Raw genomic sequence first — 15,968 nt, 5'->3', positions numbered from 1 at the left:
CATGGGACTCGAAGAAAAACTGCCGAGCGGTTTCCTGCTGACCACCGTCGAGCAGGCCGCGGGCTGGGTGCGCAAGGCGTCCGTCTTCCCCGCCACGTTCGGCCTCGCCTGCTGTGCCATCGAGATGATGACCACCGGCGCCGGCCGCTACGACCTGGCGCGCTTCGGGATGGAGGTCTTCCGGGGATCCCCCCGTCAGGCGGACCTGATGATCGTCGCCGGCCGGGTGAGCCAGAAGATGGCGCCGGTGCTCCGGCAGGTCTACGACCAGATGCCCAACCCCAAGTGGGTCATCTCCATGGGCGTGTGCGCCTCCTCCGGCGGCATGTTCAACAACTACGCGATCGTCCAGGGCGTCGACCACATCGTGCCCGTGGACATCTACCTCCCGGGTTGCCCGCCTCGGCCCGAGATGCTGATGGACGCGATCCTCAAGCTCCACCACAAGATCCAGAACGCCAAGCTGGGCGTGAACGCCGAGGAGGCGGCCCGCGAGGCGGAGGAAGCGGCGCTCAAGGCCCTGCCCATGATCGAGATGAAGGGGCTGCTGCGGTGAGTGACGCGAACGGCGCCCACGGCGCGAACGGATCCTCGAACGGGGTGAACCCCGAGAAGGACCTCTCCGCCTCCAACCTGCCGGGCCAGCGCGGCCAGGGCGGTGAGGAGGTCCGCGTCCAGCGCGGCATGTTCGGCGCCAGCAACGGCGGCGACACCTCCGGGTACGGCGGCCTCGTCCGCTCGGTCCGGCTCCCCGGAGCGGCGAACCGGCCCTACGGCGGCTGGTTCGACGAGGTCGCGGACGAACTCGAGGGCGCGCTCGAGGAGCAGGGTCTGCTCCCCGCGAACGCGATCGAGAAGACGGTCGTCGACCGCGAGGAGCTCACGTTCCACATCGAGCGCGAGCACCTGCTCAGGGTCGCCCGAACTCTGCGCGACGACCCGGCGCTGCGGTTCGAGCTGTGCACCGGCGTCAGTGCCGTGCACTACCCGAACGACAAGGGCCGCGAGCTGCACGCCGTCTACCATCTGCGCTCGATCACCCACAACCGGCTGATCCGCCTGGAGGTCAGCGCCCCGGACGCCGACCCGCACATCCCGTCCCTGGTCCCCGTGTATCCCACGAACGACTGGCACGAACGCGAGACCTACGACTTCTTCGGGATCGTCTTCGACGGCCACCCGGCCCTGACGCGGATCATGATGCCGGACGACTGGCAGGGCCATCCGCAGCGCAAGGACTACCCCCTCGGCGGCATCCCCGTCGAGTACAAGGGCGCCCAGATCCCGGCTCCGGACCAGCGGAGGTCGTACTCATGAGCACGCAGTCAGCATCCGCCCGTGAGACCACCGAGGGCACTGTATATACGGTCACCGGTGGCGACTGGGACGAGGTCGTGCAGTCCGCGGCCCGCGCCGACGACGAGCGCATCGTCGTGAACATGGGCCCCCAGCACCCCTCCACCCACGGGGTGCTCCGCCTGATCCTGGAGATCGAGGGCGAGACCGTCACCGAGGCCCGCTGCGGCATCGGCTACCTCCACACCGGCATCGAGAAGAACCTCGAGTACCGAACGTGGACCCAGGGCTCCACGTTCGTGACGCGCATGGACTACCTGACGTCCTTCTTCAACGAGACCGCCTACTGTCTCGCCGTCGAGAAGCTCCTCGGCGTCGAGGACCAGATCACCGAGCGAGCCAAGATCATCCGGGTGCTCCTGATGGAGCTGAACCGGATGTCCTCGCACCTGGTGTGCATCGCCACCGGCGGCATGGAACTCGGCGCCACCACGATCATGATCTACGGATTCCGTGATCGTGAAATGATTCTCGACATCTACGAGCTCATCACGGGCCTGCGGATGAACCACGCGTACATCCGCCCCGGCGGACTCGCCCAGGACCTGCCGCCCGGCGCGGTGGACCACATCCGCGAGTTCGTGAAGAAGATGAGGAAGAACCTCCCCGAGTACGACAAGCTCGCCACCGGGAACCCCATCTTCAAGGCCCGTATGCAGGACGTGGGCTATCTCGACCTGGCCGGCTGCATGGCCCTCGGCGCAACCGGCCCGATCCTGCGGTCCACCGGTCTCCCGCACGACCTGCGCAAGTCGCAGCCGTACTGCGACTACGAGACCTACGACTTCGACGTCCCGACCGCCGACTCCTGCGACTCCTACGGCCGCTTCCTCATCCGCGTGGAGGAGATGCGCCAGTCGCTGCGCATCGTCGAGCAGTGCCTGGACCGGCTCCAGCCCGGTCCCGTCATGGTCGCCGACCGGAAGATCGCCTGGCCCGCCCAGCTCGCCCTGGGCCCCGACGGCCTCGGTAACTCCCTCGACCACATCAAGAAGATCATGGGCACCTCCATGGAGGCCCTGATCCACCACTTCAAGCTGGTCACCGAGGGCTTCCGCGTGCCGCCGGGACAGGCGTACGCGGCCGTCGAGTCACCCAAGGGAGAACTCGGGGTGCACGCCGTCTCCGACGGAGGCACCCGTCCCTACCGGGTCCACTTCCGGGACCCGTCCTTCACCAATCTGCAGGCCATGGCGGCGATGTGCGAGGGCGGCCAGGTCGCCGACGTCATCGTCGCCGTCGCATCCATCGACCCCGTGATGGGAGGCGTCGACCGGTGACCACCTCTTCTTCCGAGCGGGGCGTCAGCCTGGGCATGCCCGAGCTGCCCGCGCCCGCCTACCCAGACGACGTCCGGGCCCGGTTGGAAACGGACGCGCGCGAGATCATCGCCCGCTATCCCGACTCCCGGTCCGCGCTCCTGCCGTTGCTGCATCTCGTGCAGTCGGAGGAGGGACACGTCACCCGCACCGGGATGCGGTTCTGCGCGGACGTGCTCGAACTGACCACGGCCGAGGTCACCGCGGTCGCCACCTTCTACTCCATGTACCGGCGCCGCCCCAGCGGTGACTACCAGGTGGGCGTCTGCACCAACACGCTGTGTGCGGTGATGGGCGGCGACGCGATCTTCGAGGAGCTCCAGGAGTACCTGGGCGTCGGCAACGGCGAGACCACCGACGACGGCAAGATCACCCTGGAGCACATCGAGTGCAACGCGGCCTGTGACTTCGCGCCGGTCGTGATGGTCAACTGGGAGTTCTTCGACAACCAGACCGTGCAGAGCGCGAAGCGCCTGGTGGACGACCTGCGGATCGGACACACCGTCTCGCCGACGCGCGGTGCGCCGCTGTGCACCTTCAAGGAGACCGCCCGGATCCTGGCGGGCTTCCCCGACGAGCGGGACGGAGCCGTCGAGGCGAGCGGCAGTGCGGGACCGGCGTCGTTGGTGGGTCTTCGCCTGGCAAGGGGAGAGACCGCACCCGCGCGCGTGGTCCACCCGCGGGACGGCGGGCCGCACGAGGAGCCGCAGGACCGGGCGGTGCACGCGCCGTCGCCCACGGAGCACCTGAGTTCGCACGACGCGCCGCAGGACACGTCGGCCTCCGACCCGGCTCACCCGGCAGGGCCTACCGCCGAGGAGGGGGAGTGATGACCTTGGCACCCGAGTTGAAGGGCAGCAGCCCGGAGAAGCTGCTCGCGCCCGTGCTGTCGGCCTTCTGGGACGAGGACCGGTCCTGGAGCCTCGACGTCTACCGAAGGCACGAAGGATACGAGGGCCTTCGCAAGGCGCTCGCCATGTCGCCGGACGACCTGATCGCGTACGTCAAGGACTCCGGTCTGCGAGGACGGGGCGGCGCGGGATTCCCGACGGGAATGAAATGGCAGTTCATTCCCCAGGGGGATGGAAAGCCGCACTATCTAGTTGTCAACGCCGACGAATCGGAACCCGGGACCTGTAAGGACATCCCGCTCCTCTTCGCGAACCCGCACAGCCTCATCGAGGGCATTGTGATCGCGTGTTATGCCATCAGGTCGTCTCATGCCTTCATCTATCTGCGTGGTGAAGTCGTCCCTGTGTTGCGGCGGTTGCACGAGGCCGTGCGCGAGGCCTACGCGGCGGGCTACCTCGGCGAGAACATCCTGGGCAGCGGACTCGACCTCGAACTCACCGTGCACGCCGGCGCCGGCGCGTACATCTGCGGTGAGGAGACCGCGCTGCTCGACTCGCTCGAAGGCCGCCGTGGTCAACCGCGGCTGCGTCCTCCTTTCCCTGCTGTCGCGGGCCTCTACGCATGCCCGACTGTGGTGAATAACGTCGAGTCGATCGCGTCAGTTCCCGCGATTCTGCAAAACGGCAAAGAATGGTTCAGGTCGATGGGAAGCGAGAAGTCCCCGGGCTTCACGCTCTACTCGCTCAGTGGCCATGTCGCCGCCCCCGGCCAGTACGAGGCCCCGCTCGGCATCACCCTCCGCCAGCTCCTCGAGATGAGCGGCGGCATGCGACCCGGGCACCGGCTCAAGTTCTGGACGCCGGGCGGTTCCTCGACGCCGATGTTCACCGAGGAGCACCTCGACGTCCCTCTTGACTACGAAGGAGTGGGCGCCGCGGGTTCCATGCTGGGCACAAAAGCTCTCCAGTGCTTCGACGAGACGACCTGCGTCGTGCGAGCCGTCACCCGCTGGACCGAGTTCTACGCCCACGAGTCCTGCGGCAAGTGCACCCCGTGCCGCGAAGGCACCTACTGGCTCGTGCAGTTGCTGCGGGACATCGAGGCCGGCAAGGGAGCCCTCTCCGACCTCGAGAAGCTCAACGACATCGCCGACAACATCAACGGCAAGTCCTTCTGCGCCCTCGGCGACGGCGCCGCCTCGCCGATCTTCTCCTCGCTCAAGTACTTCCGCGAGGAGTACGAGCAGCACATCACGGGCCGCGGCTGCCCCTTCGACCCGGCCAAGTCGACGGTCTGGGCGGACAAGCACACGGAGGTGAACGCATGACGGTGACCACCAGCGCTCCCTCCGGAGGCGGCGAGGCGGCGGTCCCGCCGGAAGATCTCGTCACGCTGACGATCGACGGCGCCGAGATCAGCGTGCCCAAGGGCACCCTGGTCATCCGGGCCGCCGAGCAACTCGGCGTCGAGATCCCACGCTTCTGCGACCACCCCCTCCTCGACCCGGTCGGCGCGTGCCGTCAGTGCATCGTCGAGGTCGAGGGCCAGCGCAAGCCCATGGCGTCCTGCACGATCACGTGCACGGACGGCATGGTGGTGAAGACCCACCTCAGCTCACCGGTCGCCGAGAAGGCACAGCACGGTGTGATGGAGCTGCTCCTCATCAACCACCCGCTGGACTGCCCGGTCTGTGACAAGGGCGGCGAGTGCCCCCTCCAGAACCAGGCCATGTCGCACGGCCAGGCCGAGTCCCGCTTCGAAGGCAGGAAGCGGACGTACGAGAAGCCCCTGCCGATCTCCACGCAGGTGCTGCTCGACCGCGAGCGGTGTGTGCTGTGCGCCCGGTGCACCCGGTTCTCCAACCAGGTGGCGGGCGACCCGATGATCGAACTGATCGAGCGGGGAGCGCTCCAGCAGGTCGGTACCGGGGAGGGCGACCCCTTCGAGTCGTACTTCTCCGGCAACACCATCCAGATCTGCCCGGTCGGCGCGCTCACCTCGGCGGCGTACCGATTCCGCTCCCGGCCCTTCGACCTGGTCTCCTCGCCGTCGGTGTGCGAGCACTGTTCCGGCGGCTGCGCCACGCGCACCGACCACCGGCGCGGCAAGGTCATGCGGCGACTGGCCGCGAACGACCCCGAGGTCAACGAGGAGTGGATCTGCGACAAGGGGCGCTTCGCGTTCCGGTACGCGCAGCAGCGGGACCGGCTCGAAACGCCTCTGGTGCGTGACGCCGAGGGGGACCTCGTACCGGCTTCCTGGCCGGACGCGCTGCAGATCGCGGCTCAGGGCCTGCTGGCATCCCGTGGCAGGACCGGCGTCCTGACCGGCGGCCGCCTCACCATCGAGGACGCCTACGCGTACAGCAAGTTCGCGCGCGTGGCGCTCGACTCGAACGACATCGACTTCCGCGCGCGCGTGCACAGCAGTGAGGAGGCCGACTTCCTGGCCGCCCACGTCGCCGGGCGCGGCCGTGACGTCGGGAACACCTCCCGGACCGAGCCCGGGGGAGGTACGGGCGTCACCTACACCTCCCTGGAGAAGGCGCCCGCCGTCCTGCTGGTCGGGTTCGAGTCGGAGGAGGAGGCGCCCGGCGTCTTCCTGCGGCTGCGCAAGGCCTGGCGCAAGCACGGGCAGCGGGTGTTCTCGCTGGCCACGCACGTCACCCGAGGTCTGGAGAAGGCAGGCGGCACGCTGCTCTCGGCCGCCCCGGGCACCGAGCCGGACTGGCTGGACGCGCTCGCGAGCGGCGCCGGCCTGGAGGACGCGGGCGCCGAGGCCGCCGAGGCCCTGCGGGCCGAGGGCGCGGTGATCCTCGTCGGCGAGCGGCTGGCCGGTGTGGCCGGTGGTCTCACCTCCGCCGTGCGGGCCGCCTCGGCGACCGGGGCCCGACTGGTGTGGATCCCCCGCCGGGCGGGGGAGCGCGGCGCGATCGAGGCGGGCGCGCTGCCGTCACTGCTGCCGGGCGGTCGTCCGGCCACCGACCCACGCGCGCGTGAGGAGGTCGCCGCCGCCTGGGGCCTGGCCGAACTGCCGCACCGCTACGGCCGCGACACCGGGCAGATCGTCGAGGCCGCCGTGTCCGGCGAGCTTCAGGCGCTGCTCGTCGCGGGCGTCGAGGTCGCGGACCTGCCCGACCCGGCACGCGCGCGTGCGGCGCTCGCCGAGGCCGGCTTCGTGGTGTCGCTGGAGATGCGCCCCGGCGAGGTCACCGAGCACGCCGACGTCGTCCTCCCGGTGGCCGCGGTCGCCGAGAAGGCGGGCGCCTTCCTGAACTGGGAGGGCCGGGTTCGCTTCTTCGAGGCGGCACTCAAACCCGATCAGATGACACGCCGCCCGGCTCCCGCCGACGCGCGCGTGCTCCAGATGCTCGCCGACGCCATGGACGTCCACCTCGGTCTGCCGGACCTGCGCACCGCACGCGCGGAGCTCGACCGACTCGGCGCCTGGGACGGCTCCCGGGCCCCCGAACCGCTGACCGCGGGCGCTCAGTTGCCGCGGCCCGCGGCCGGCGAGGCCGTCCTCGCCGGGCACCGGTTGCTGCTCGACCAGGGTGTCCTCCAGCAGGGTGACGAGGCGCTCGCCGGGACCCGGCACGCCGCACACGCGCGTGTGTCGGCCGCCACGGCCGCCGAGGCGGGCGTCAAGGACGGCGACGTGCTCGCCGTGACCGGACCCGCCGGGGTGGTCGAACTCCCCCTGTCGATCACCGAGATGCCCGACCGGGTGGTCTGGCTCCCGCTGAACTCGACCGGTGGGGGCGTCGCATCCGACTCCGGGGCCACGCCCGGCACCCTCGTCCGTATCGGCCCGGCGACGCTCGCCGCCGACGCCCCCAAGGAGGTGGAGGCATGAGCTCGTACCTCGCCGCTGAAGACCTCTCGATGTTCGGCCACGACCCCTGGTGGCTGGTCGTCGTCAAGGCCGTCTTCTGCTTCGCCTTCCTGATGGTGACGGTGCTGTTCTCCATCGTCTGGGAGCGCAAGGTCGTCGCCTGGATGCAACTGCGCGTCGGCCCCAACCGGCACGGCCCCTGGGGCATGCTCCAGTCGCTCGCCGACGGCGTGAAGCTGATGCTGAAGGAAGACCTCATCGTCAAACGCGCGGACAAGGTGGTGTACGTCCTCGCACCGATCGTCGCGGCCATCCCGGCCTTCATGGCGATCGCGGTGATCCCCTTCGGCCCGGCCGGGAACGAGATCTCGATCTTCGGCCAGCGCACGACGATGCAGCTGACCGACCTGCCGATCGCCATGCTCTACATCCTGGCGGTGGCCTCGGTCGGCATCTACGGCATCGTGCTGGCAGGCTGGAGCTCCGGTTCCACCTACCCGCTGCTGGGCGGTCTGCGGTCCTGCGCGCAGATGATCTCCTACGAGATCGCCATGGGTGCCGCGTTCGCCTCGGTGTTCCTCTACTCGGGGTCGATGTCGACGTCGACCATCGTCGAGCAGCAGCACGACCGCTGGTACATCCTGCTGCTGCCGGTCTCCTTCATCCTCTACGTCATCACGATGGTCGGCGAGACCAACCGCGCCCCCTTCGACATGCCCGAGTCCGAGGGCGACCTGGTCGGCGGCTTCAACACCGAGTACTCCTCGATCAAGTTCGCGCTGTTCATGCTCGCCGAGTACGTGAACATGGTGACGGTCTCCGCCGTGTCGACCACGCTCTTCCTCGGTGGCTGGCGCGCCCCCTGGCCGATCAGCACCTTCTGGGAGGGCGCGAACCACGGCTGGTGGCCGATGCTCTGGTTCGTCGTCAAGGTGCAGCTGCTGCTGTTCTTCTTCATCTGGCTGCGCGGCACGCTTCCCCGCGTCCGTTACGACCAGCTGATGAAGCTCGGCTGGAAGGTCCTGATCCCGGTCTCGGTGACGTGGCTGATGCTCGTCGCGACCGTACGGACCCTGCGCAACGAGAACTACGACTTCGCCGACATCGCCCTCTACGTGTGCGGCGGTGTCCTGGTCCTGCTGTTGCTCTCCTTCGTCGCGGACATGTTCCGCAGTGCGCGCAAAGAGGCGAAGGCCCCCGCCGAGCCGGCCGGCTTCGACCCGATGGCGGGCGGATTCCCCGTGCCGCCACTGCCCGGGCAGGAGCTGCCGCCGGTGCCCCGGCGCCGCCCGAGCCGGGAGCGGGAGCTCATTGTCAGTGGCGGAGTGGACACTGTGAGTGACGGATCGCAGGATGGAAAGGAGGCGTCCGATGGTTGAGGAGCCCAAGGAGACCAAACCCGGTTTCCAGAACCCCGTGGCCGGCTTCGGCGTGACCTTCAAGGCCATGTTCAAGAAGCGGCTGACCGAGCAGTACCCGGAGCAGGAGAAGACCACAGCTCCCCGGTTCCACGGACGGCACCAGCTCAACCGCCATCCGGACGGCCTGGAGAAGTGCGTCGGCTGCGAACTGTGCGCCTGGGCCTGCCCCGCAGACGCCATCTACGTCGAGGGCGCCGACAACACCGACGAGGAGCGCTACTCGCCGGGCGAGCGGTACGGGCGCGTGTACCAGATCAACTACGCCCGCTGCATCCTGTGCGGCCTGTGCATCGAGGCATGCCCCACGCGCGCGTTGACGATGACCAACGAGTTCGAGCTCGCCGACACCAGCCGCGCCAACCTGATCTTCACCAAGGAGCAACTGCTCGCCGGTCTCGAGGAGGGCATGGTCGACTCGCCCCACGCGATCTACCCGGGGACGGACGAGCAGGACTACTACCGCGGCCTGGTCACCGAGGCCGCGCCGGGCACGGAACGGCAGCCGGCCGTCTCCAAGGGCGAGGTTCCGCAGGAGGCCGCCACCACGTTCGGCGAGGGCGAGCCGGCGTCGGAGGAGGTGGTCGGCCGATGAGCGCGCAGCTCGCCGCCTACTCCACCTCGACCGGTGAGGCCTTCCAGTTCTGGGTGCTCGGCACCGTCGCCGTGATCGGCGCCCTGTGCACCGTCTTCATGAAGAAGGCCGTGCACAGTGCGCTCTGTCTCGCCGGCACCATGATCATCCTCGCGGTGTTCTACCTCGCCAACGGCGCCTACTTCCTCGGCATCGTGCAGATCGTCGTCTACACCGGCGCGATCATGATGCTGTTCCTGTTCGTGGTGATGCTGGTCGGCGTCACCGCGGCGGACTCCCTGAAGGAGACCATCAAGGGCCAGCGCTGGCTGGCCCTCATCAGCGGCCTCGGCTTCGGCATCCTGCTGATCGCCGGCATCGGTAACGCCTCACTGACGGAGTTCACCGGTCTCGCCGAGGCGAACGCGAACGGCAACGTGGAGGGCCTCGCGGCCCTCATCTTCACCAAGTACGTCTTCGCCTTCGAGATCACCGGCGCCCTGCTGATCACGGCCGCCGTCGGCGCCATGGTGCTCACCCACCGCGAGCGCACCGAGCGTCCCAGGACTCAGCGGGAACTGGCCGAACAGCGCGTCCGCGAGGGCAAGCACGTACCGCCGCTGCCCGCGCCGGGTGTCTACGCCCGGCACAACGCCGTGGACGTCCAGGGCCTGCTGCCCGACGGCACCCCGTCGGAGCTCACGGTCAGCAGGACACTGCGCGAGCGCGGTCAGGTCCGGGACGTGTCCGCCGAGGCGCTGAACGACCTCAAGGCCCTGGAACAGCGCGCCGAGGAGCGCCTGGAACGGGCCGCGGTCGAGCCGCCGCACCTGAAGCGGACCGAGGAGGCGTCGAAGTGAACCCCGTCAACTACCTCTATCTCGCTGCCCTGCTGTTCACGATCGGTGCGACGGGCGTGCTGATCAGGCGCAACGCGATCGTCGTCTTCATGTGCATCGAGCTCATGCTCAACGCCTGCAACCTCGCGTTCGTCACCTTCTCCCGGATGCACGGCAATCTCGACGGCCAGATCATCGCCTTCTTCACGATGGTCGTCGCCGCCGCGGAGGTCGTGGTCGGACTCGCGATCATCGTGTCGCTGTTCCGTTCCCGCCACTCGGCCTCGGTCGACGACGCCAGCCTGATGAAGCTGTAAGGGGTCGGAAGAATCGTGGAGAACCTGATTGCGCTGCTGATCGCGGCGCCCCTGCTCGGAGCGGCCGTCCTTCTGGTCGGCGGTCGTCGGCTCGACGCTGTCGGCCACTGGGTCGGCACCCTCCTGTCGTCCGTCTCCTTCGTGTTCGGTGTGGTCCTCTTCAGCGACCTGCTGAGCAAGGACGCCGAACACCGGACGCTGACGCAGCACCTGTACACCTGGATCCCGGTCGAGGGCTTCCAGGCGGACGTCGCCTTCCGCCTCGACCAGCTGTCGATGACCTTCGTGCTGCTGATCACGGGTGTCGGCTCGCTGATCCACCTGTACTCGATCGGGTACATGGAGCACGACGAGCGGCGCCGCCGCTTCTTCGGCTATCTGAACCTGTTCCTGGCGGCGATGCTGCTGCTCGTCCTCGCCGACAACTACCTGCTGCTGTACGTCGGCTGGGAGGGCGTCGGTCTCGCGTCCTACCTGCTCATCGGCTTCTGGCAGCACAAGCCCAGCGCCGCCACCGCCGCGAAGAAGGCCTTCCTGGTCAACCGCGTCGGTGACGTGGGTCTGTCGATCGCCATCATGCTGATGTTCACCACCTTCGGGACCTTCGCCTTCGGCCCGCTGCTCGGGGCGGAGGGGGAGCCCGGCATCGCCGGTGACGCGACGGAGGGCAAGCTCACCGCCATCGCCCTGATGCTGCTGCTCGCCGCCTGCGGCAAGTCCGCCCAGGTACCGCTGCAGTCCTGGCTCGGGGACGCGATGGAGGGCCCGACCCCCGTCTCGGCCCTCATCCACGCCGCCACCATGGTGACCGCCGGCGTCTACCTGATCGTCCGGTCCGCCGCCGTCTTCAACGGAGCGCCCGACGCACAGCTCGTCGTCACCGTCGTCGGCGCCGTCACGCTGCTGTTCGGTGCGATCGTCGGTTGTGCGAAGGACGACATCAAGAAGGCGCTGGCCGGCTCGACGATGTCGCAGATCGGCTACATGGTGCTGGCCGCGGGCCTCGGTCCCATCGGCTACGTCTTCGCGATCATGCATCTGGTGACGCACGGCTTCTTCAAGGCCGGGCTGTTCCTCGGTGCGGGTTCGGTCATGCACGGCATGAACGACGAGGTCGACATGCGCAAGTACGGCGGCCTGCGCAAGTACATGCCGGTCACCTTCGTCACCTTCGGTCTCGGCTACCTCGCCATCATCGGATTCCCCGGCCTGTCCGGCTTCTTCTCCAAGGACAAGATCATCGAGGCGGCGTTCGCCAAGGGCGGCACCGAGGGCTGGATCCTCGGCGGATGCGCCCTGCTCGGCGCGGCCATCACCGCGTACTACATGACGCGCGTGATGCTGATGACGTTCTTCGGCGAGGAGCGTTGGAAGAACCGGCCCACCCGCTCTCCCGAGGCGCCCAGCGCCGAGCCCGCGGCCGCGGACCGGGGCGAACACGCGGAACCGCACCCGCACGAGTCGCCCAAGGTCATGACGATCCCCATGATCGTGCTGGCCTTCGGGTCGGTCTTCGCCGGCGGGTTCTTCAGCATCGGAGACCGCTTCCTGCACTGGCTGGAGCCTGTCACCGGCCACTCCCACGGCGACTCGCCGGTCAGCGCCCTCACCGTCACCCTCGCCACGATGGTGGTGCTGGTGATCGGCGTGGCGATCGCCTACGCCCAGTACGGCCGTCGCCCGGTCCCGGTCGTCGCCCCGCGCGGGTCGCTGCTCACCCGCGCCGCACGGCGCGACCTCCTCCAGGACGACTTCAACCACGTCGTCCTGGTCCGCGGCGGCGAGCACCTCACGCGCTCGCTGGTCTACGTCGACCACACCCTGGTCGACGGAGTCGTCAACGGGACGGCGGCCTCGGTCGGCGGCCTCTCCGGGCGACTGCGCCGGCTCCAGAACGGCTTCGTGCGGTCGTACGCGGTCTCGATGTTCGGCGGTGCGGCGGTCCTCGTCGCCGCGACCCTGCTGATGAGGGCGGTCTGATACCGATGTCCTTTCCCTTGCTGACAGCGACGGCGGCGCTCCCGGCGATCGGGGCGGTCTTCACGGCCGCCGTACCGGCCGCCCGGCGCAACGCCGCCAAATCGCTGGCCCTGGTGTTCTCCCTCGCGACACTCGCCCTGGCCATCGTCGTCCTGATCCGCTTCGACCCGGACGGCGGCCGCTACCAGCTCACCGAATCCCACTCCTGGATCAAGGACTTCGGGGTCAGGTACGAGCTGGGCGTGGACGGCATCGGGGTCGCGCTCGTCGCGCTGACCGCGCTGCTGATCCCGTTCATCATCCTCGCGGGGTGGCACGACGCCGACCCGCTCGAGACGGGCAACAAGCGCTGGCGGCCGACGCAGGGCTTCTTCGCCCTGATCCTGGCCGTCGAGGCGATGGTGATCCTCTCCTTCGAGGCGACCGACGTCTTCCTCTTCTACATCTTCTTCGAAGCCATGCTGATCCCGATGTACTTCCTCATCGGCGGTTTCGGGGACCGTGCCCATGAGCACGGTGAGGAGGCGGCGTCCACGCAACGGTCGTACGCGGCCGTGAAATTCCTGCTGTACAACCTGGTCGGCGGCCTGATCATGCTGGCCGCGGTGATCGGCCTCTACGTGGTCGCCGGGAACTTCTCGCTCACCGAGATCGCGGAGGCCCGCGCCAACGGCACGCTCGACATGGCGACGAACACCGAACGCTGGCTGTTCCTGGGCTTCTTCTTCGCCTTCGCGGTGAAGGCGCCCCTGTGGCCGCTGCACACCTGGCTGCCCAACGCCATGGGTGAGGCGACCACCCCGGTCGCCGTGCTCATCACGGCGGTCGTCGACAAGGTGGGCACCTTCGCGATGCTCCGCTTCTGTCTCCAGCTGTTCCCGGAGGCGAGCAAGTGGGCGACACCCGTCATTCTCGTCCTCGCGGTGATCAGCATCATCTACGGGGCACTGCTCGCCGTGGGCCAGCGGGACATCAAGCGGCTGGTCGCGTACGCGTCGATCTCGCACTTCGGCTTCATCATCCTGGGCATCTTCGCGATGACCAGCCAGGGCCAGTCCGGCGCGACGCTCTACATGGTGAACCACGGCATCTCGACGGCGGCGCTGATGCTGGTCGCCGGCTTCCTGATCTCCCGGCGCGGCTCGCGGCTCATCGCCGACTACGGCGGTGTGCAGAAGGTCGCCCCGGTGCTCGCCGGCACCTTCCTGATCGGCGGCCTGGCGACACTGTCCCTGCCGGGACTCGCGCCCTTCGTGAGTGAATTCCTGGTCCTGGTCGGCACCTTCGCGCGCTACCCGGCGATCGGCATCGTCGCCACCCTCGGCATCGTCCTCGCCGCGCTCTACACCCTCGTGCTCTACCAGCGGACGATGACAGGCCCGGTGAAACCCGAGGTCGCGGCGATGCCCGACCTACGCGCGCGTGAGCTCGTGGTTGTCGCCCCGCTGATCGTGCTGCTGATCTTCCTGGGCGTCTACCCGAAGCCCGTCACGGACATCGTGAACCCGGCGGTCAAGCAGACCTTGTCCGACGTGAACAAGAAGGACCCCCAGCCCGAGGTGGAGGCGGCCAAGTGAGCGCATCAGCCGTCCACAGCCTGTGGACAACGGCGGCCGACCCGATCGCCAAGATCGACACGCCGAAGATCGAATACGGGCAGCTGTCGCCCACCCTGATCGTCGTGGGAGCGGCGATCGTGGGGGTGCTGGTCGAGGCGTTCGTGCCGCGCAGGTACCGCTACCACGTCCAACTGGCGCTGTCTGCACTGGCGTTGGTCGGCGCCTTCATCGCCGTGGTCGTACTGGCGACGAACGGCTATGGCACCACCAAGGCGCGTATCGCGGCCATGGGCGCGATCGCGGTCGACGGACCTGCGCTCTTCCTCCAGGGCACGATCGCGCTGGCTGCCCTGGTCGGCCTGTTCACGTTCGCCGAACGGCGCCTGGACCCGGAGGCGCACGGCGCCCGGGTCGACTCCTTCGCCGCCCAGGCCGCCTCCGTGCCCGGCAGCGACAGCGAACAGGCCGCGGTCAAGGCCGGCTTCACGACGACCGAGGTCTTCCCGCTGCTGCTGTTCGCGGTCGCCGGCATGCTCGTCTTCCCGTCGGCCAATGACCTGCTGACCCTGTTCATCGCCCTGGAAGTCTTCTCGCTGCCCCTCTACCTCCTGTGCGCACTGGCCCGCCGCAAGCGGCTCATGTCGCAGGAGGCCGCAGTCAAGTACTTCCTCCTCGGCGCGTTCGCCTCCGCGTTCACCCTCTTCGGCATCGCCCTGCTGTACGGGTACGCGGGCTCGGTGTCGTACGGCACGATCGCGCAGGTCGTCGACGGCACCGTCCAGAACGTCAACCCGGCGCTCGCCGACACCATGGGCAACGACGCGCTGCTCCTGATCGGCTCCGCGATGATCGTCATGGGGCTGCTGTTCAAGGTGGGCGCGGTGCCGTTCCACATGTGGACGCCCGACGTGTACCAGGGCGCGCCGACCCCGGTCACCGGCTTCATGGCCGCAGCGACCAAGGTGGCCGCCTTCGGCGCGCTGCTGCGCCTGCTCTACGTGGTCCTGCCCGGGCTGCGCTGGGACTGGCGGCCGGTCATGTGGGGCGTCGCGGTCGTCACCATGCTGGGCGGTGCGATCGTCGCGATCACGCAGACCGACATCAAGCGGCTGCTGGCGTACTCGTCGATCGCACACGCCGGATTCATCCTCGCGGGTGTCATCGCGACCACCCCGGACGGTGTCTCGTCGGTCCTCTTCTACCTGGCCGCGTACTCCTTCGTGACGATCGGCGCCTTCGCGGTGGTCACCCTCGTGCGCGACGCCGGCGGGGAGGCGACCCACCTGTCGAAGTGGGCCGGGCTCGGGCGCAGGTCACCCCTGGTGGCGGCCGTGTTCGCGGTGTTCCTGCTGGCCTTCGCCGGCATCCCGCTGACGTCCGGGTTCGCCGGGAAGTTCGCCGTGTTCAAGGCGGCTGCGGAGGGCGGCGCGGCCCCGCTGGTCGTGGTCGGTGTGATCTCGTCGGCGATCGCGGCGTTCTTCTACATCCGCGTGATCGTGCTGATGTTCTTCAGCGAGCCGCGGCCCGACGGCCCGACCGTCGCCGTTCCGTCGATGCTGACGGTGACGGCGATCGCGGTGGGCGTGGCGGTCACGCTGGTGCTCGGCGTGGCTCCGCAGTACTTCCTGGACCTGGCGAACCAGGCGGGAGTGTTCGTGCGCTGATCGCCCCGCTGCCGATCCGTGGCGGGGCGTGCCGTGGGCCCGGTTCCCGAGAGGGGCCGGGCCCACCGGCGTACCCGGCGTACCCGGCGTACCCGGCGTACCCGGCGTACCCGGCGTACCCGGCCTACGCGGCCTACGCGGCCCGGTGGTCGGCTCGTCGCCTCCGGCACGCAGAGTCACCGGAACGAGCCTGTGGATAACTCCGGCGCTGTCAGTCCGGACCCCTATCGTGGAGGCAGTGGTCGAGGGACGACGT

General features: G+C 68.8%; 13 protein-coding genes. All 13 read left to right on the top strand.

The genetic code is table 11. The features are described 5' to 3' along the window. Position 1 precedes the first annotated feature (1 nt). Genes OHS71_RS17705 through nuoN form a run of 13 tightly spaced genes read left to right on the top strand, consistent with a single transcriptional unit; the run spans position 2 to position 15,712 of the window. A complete protein-coding gene (locus OHS71_RS17705) occupies positions 2-556 on the top strand; it encodes a NuoB/complex I 20 kDa subunit family protein (protein WP_328480343.1) in 555 nt (184 codons plus the stop codon). Further along, complete coding sequence (locus OHS71_RS17700; protein WP_328480342.1) at positions 553-1,317, top strand: NADH-quinone oxidoreductase subunit C; 765 nt, start codon at positions 553-555, stop codon at positions 1,315-1,317. Before OHS71_RS17705 ends, OHS71_RS17700 begins: the two co-directional genes overlap by 4 nt. Continuing rightward, the gene (locus OHS71_RS17695; RefSeq protein WP_328480341.1) at positions 1,314-2,636 is read left to right on the top strand and encodes an NADH-quinone oxidoreductase subunit D; all 1,323 of its coding nucleotides are present in this window, start codon (positions 1,314-1,316) and stop codon (positions 2,634-2,636) included. Before OHS71_RS17700 ends, OHS71_RS17695 begins: the two co-directional genes overlap by 4 nt. Beyond that, a complete protein-coding gene (gene nuoE, locus OHS71_RS17690; protein WP_328480340.1) occupies positions 2,633-3,505 on the top strand; it encodes an NADH-quinone oxidoreductase subunit NuoE in 873 nt (290 codons plus the stop codon). The genes OHS71_RS17695 and nuoE overlap by 4 nt, the downstream gene beginning before the upstream one ends. Beyond that, entirely contained in the window at positions 3,502-4,854 is a 1,353-nt protein-coding gene (nuoF, locus tag OHS71_RS17685) for an NADH-quinone oxidoreductase subunit NuoF (RefSeq protein WP_328480339.1), read from the top strand. The genes nuoE and nuoF overlap by 4 nt, the downstream gene beginning before the upstream one ends. After that, complete coding sequence (locus OHS71_RS17680; protein ID WP_328480338.1) at positions 4,851-7,382, top strand: NADH-quinone oxidoreductase subunit G; 2,532 nt, start codon at positions 4,851-4,853, stop codon at positions 7,380-7,382. The genes nuoF and OHS71_RS17680 overlap by 4 nt, the downstream gene beginning before the upstream one ends. After that, complete coding sequence (nuoH, locus tag OHS71_RS17675) at positions 7,379-8,740, top strand: NADH-quinone oxidoreductase subunit NuoH (RefSeq protein WP_328480337.1); 1,362 nt, start codon at positions 7,379-7,381, stop codon at positions 8,738-8,740. The genes OHS71_RS17680 and nuoH overlap by 4 nt, the downstream gene beginning before the upstream one ends. After that, positions 8,733-9,374, top strand: a complete 642-nt coding sequence (gene nuoI, locus OHS71_RS17670; protein WP_328480336.1) for an NADH-quinone oxidoreductase subunit NuoI — start codon at positions 8,733-8,735, stop codon at positions 9,372-9,374. Before nuoH ends, nuoI begins: the two co-directional genes overlap by 8 nt. After that, positions 9,371-10,213: an NADH-quinone oxidoreductase subunit J gene (locus OHS71_RS17665; RefSeq protein WP_328480335.1), complete on the top strand. Its 843-nt coding sequence runs from the start codon at positions 9,371-9,373 to the stop codon at positions 10,211-10,213. Before nuoI ends, OHS71_RS17665 begins: the two co-directional genes overlap by 4 nt. Continuing rightward, on the top strand, positions 10,210-10,509 hold the full coding sequence (gene nuoK / locus OHS71_RS17660; RefSeq protein ID WP_020130147.1) for an NADH-quinone oxidoreductase subunit NuoK: 300 nt from the start codon (positions 10,210-10,212) through the stop codon (positions 10,507-10,509). The genes OHS71_RS17665 and nuoK overlap by 4 nt, the downstream gene beginning before the upstream one ends. 15 nt (positions 10,510-10,524) lie before the next feature. Beyond that, positions 10,525-12,489 carry an NADH-quinone oxidoreductase subunit L gene (gene nuoL, locus OHS71_RS17655; RefSeq protein WP_328480334.1) on the top strand — a complete coding sequence of 655 codons (1,965 nt, stop codon included), beginning with the start codon at positions 10,525-10,527 and terminating at the stop codon, positions 12,487-12,489. 5 nt (positions 12,490-12,494) lie between these two features. Beyond that, the gene (locus OHS71_RS17650) at positions 12,495-14,066 is read left to right on the top strand and encodes an NADH-quinone oxidoreductase subunit M (RefSeq protein WP_328480333.1); all 1,572 of its coding nucleotides are present in this window, start codon (positions 12,495-12,497) and stop codon (positions 14,064-14,066) included. Continuing rightward, positions 14,063-15,712 carry an NADH-quinone oxidoreductase subunit NuoN gene (gene nuoN, locus OHS71_RS17645; protein ID WP_328480332.1) on the top strand — a complete coding sequence of 550 codons (1,650 nt, stop codon included), beginning with the start codon at positions 14,063-14,065 and terminating at the stop codon, positions 15,710-15,712. Before OHS71_RS17650 ends, nuoN begins: the two co-directional genes overlap by 4 nt. Positions 15,713-15,968 lie beyond the last annotated feature (256 nt).

Origin of the sequence: Streptomyces sp. NBC_00377 (genome assembly GCF_036075115.1) — a bacterium.
Taxonomy (GTDB): domain Bacteria; phylum Actinomycetota; class Actinomycetes; order Streptomycetales; family Streptomycetaceae; genus Streptomyces.
This window is presented reverse-complemented; position numbering and strand designations above follow the sequence as displayed.

Coding starts and splice junctions, on each gene's coding strand:
- nuoI (WP_328480336.1), top strand. CDS start 8,733: ATGGTTGAGGAGCCCAAGGAGACCAAACCCGGTTTCCAGAACCCCGTG.
- nuoH (WP_328480337.1), top strand. CDS start 7,379: ATGAGCTCGTACCTCGCCGCTGAAGACCTCTCGATGTTCGGCCACGAC.
- OHS71_RS17695 (WP_328480341.1), top strand. CDS start 1,314: ATGAGCACGCAGTCAGCATCCGCCCGTGAGACCACCGAGGGCACTGTA.
- OHS71_RS17650 (WP_328480333.1), top strand. CDS start 12,495: ATGTCCTTTCCCTTGCTGACAGCGACGGCGGCGCTCCCGGCGATCGGG.
- OHS71_RS17680 (WP_328480338.1), top strand. CDS start 4,851: ATGACGGTGACCACCAGCGCTCCCTCCGGAGGCGGCGAGGCGGCGGTC.
- OHS71_RS17705 (WP_328480343.1), top strand. CDS start 2: ATGGGACTCGAAGAAAAACTGCCGAGCGGTTTCCTGCTGACCACCGTC.
- OHS71_RS17665 (WP_328480335.1), top strand. CDS start 9,371: ATGAGCGCGCAGCTCGCCGCCTACTCCACCTCGACCGGTGAGGCCTTC.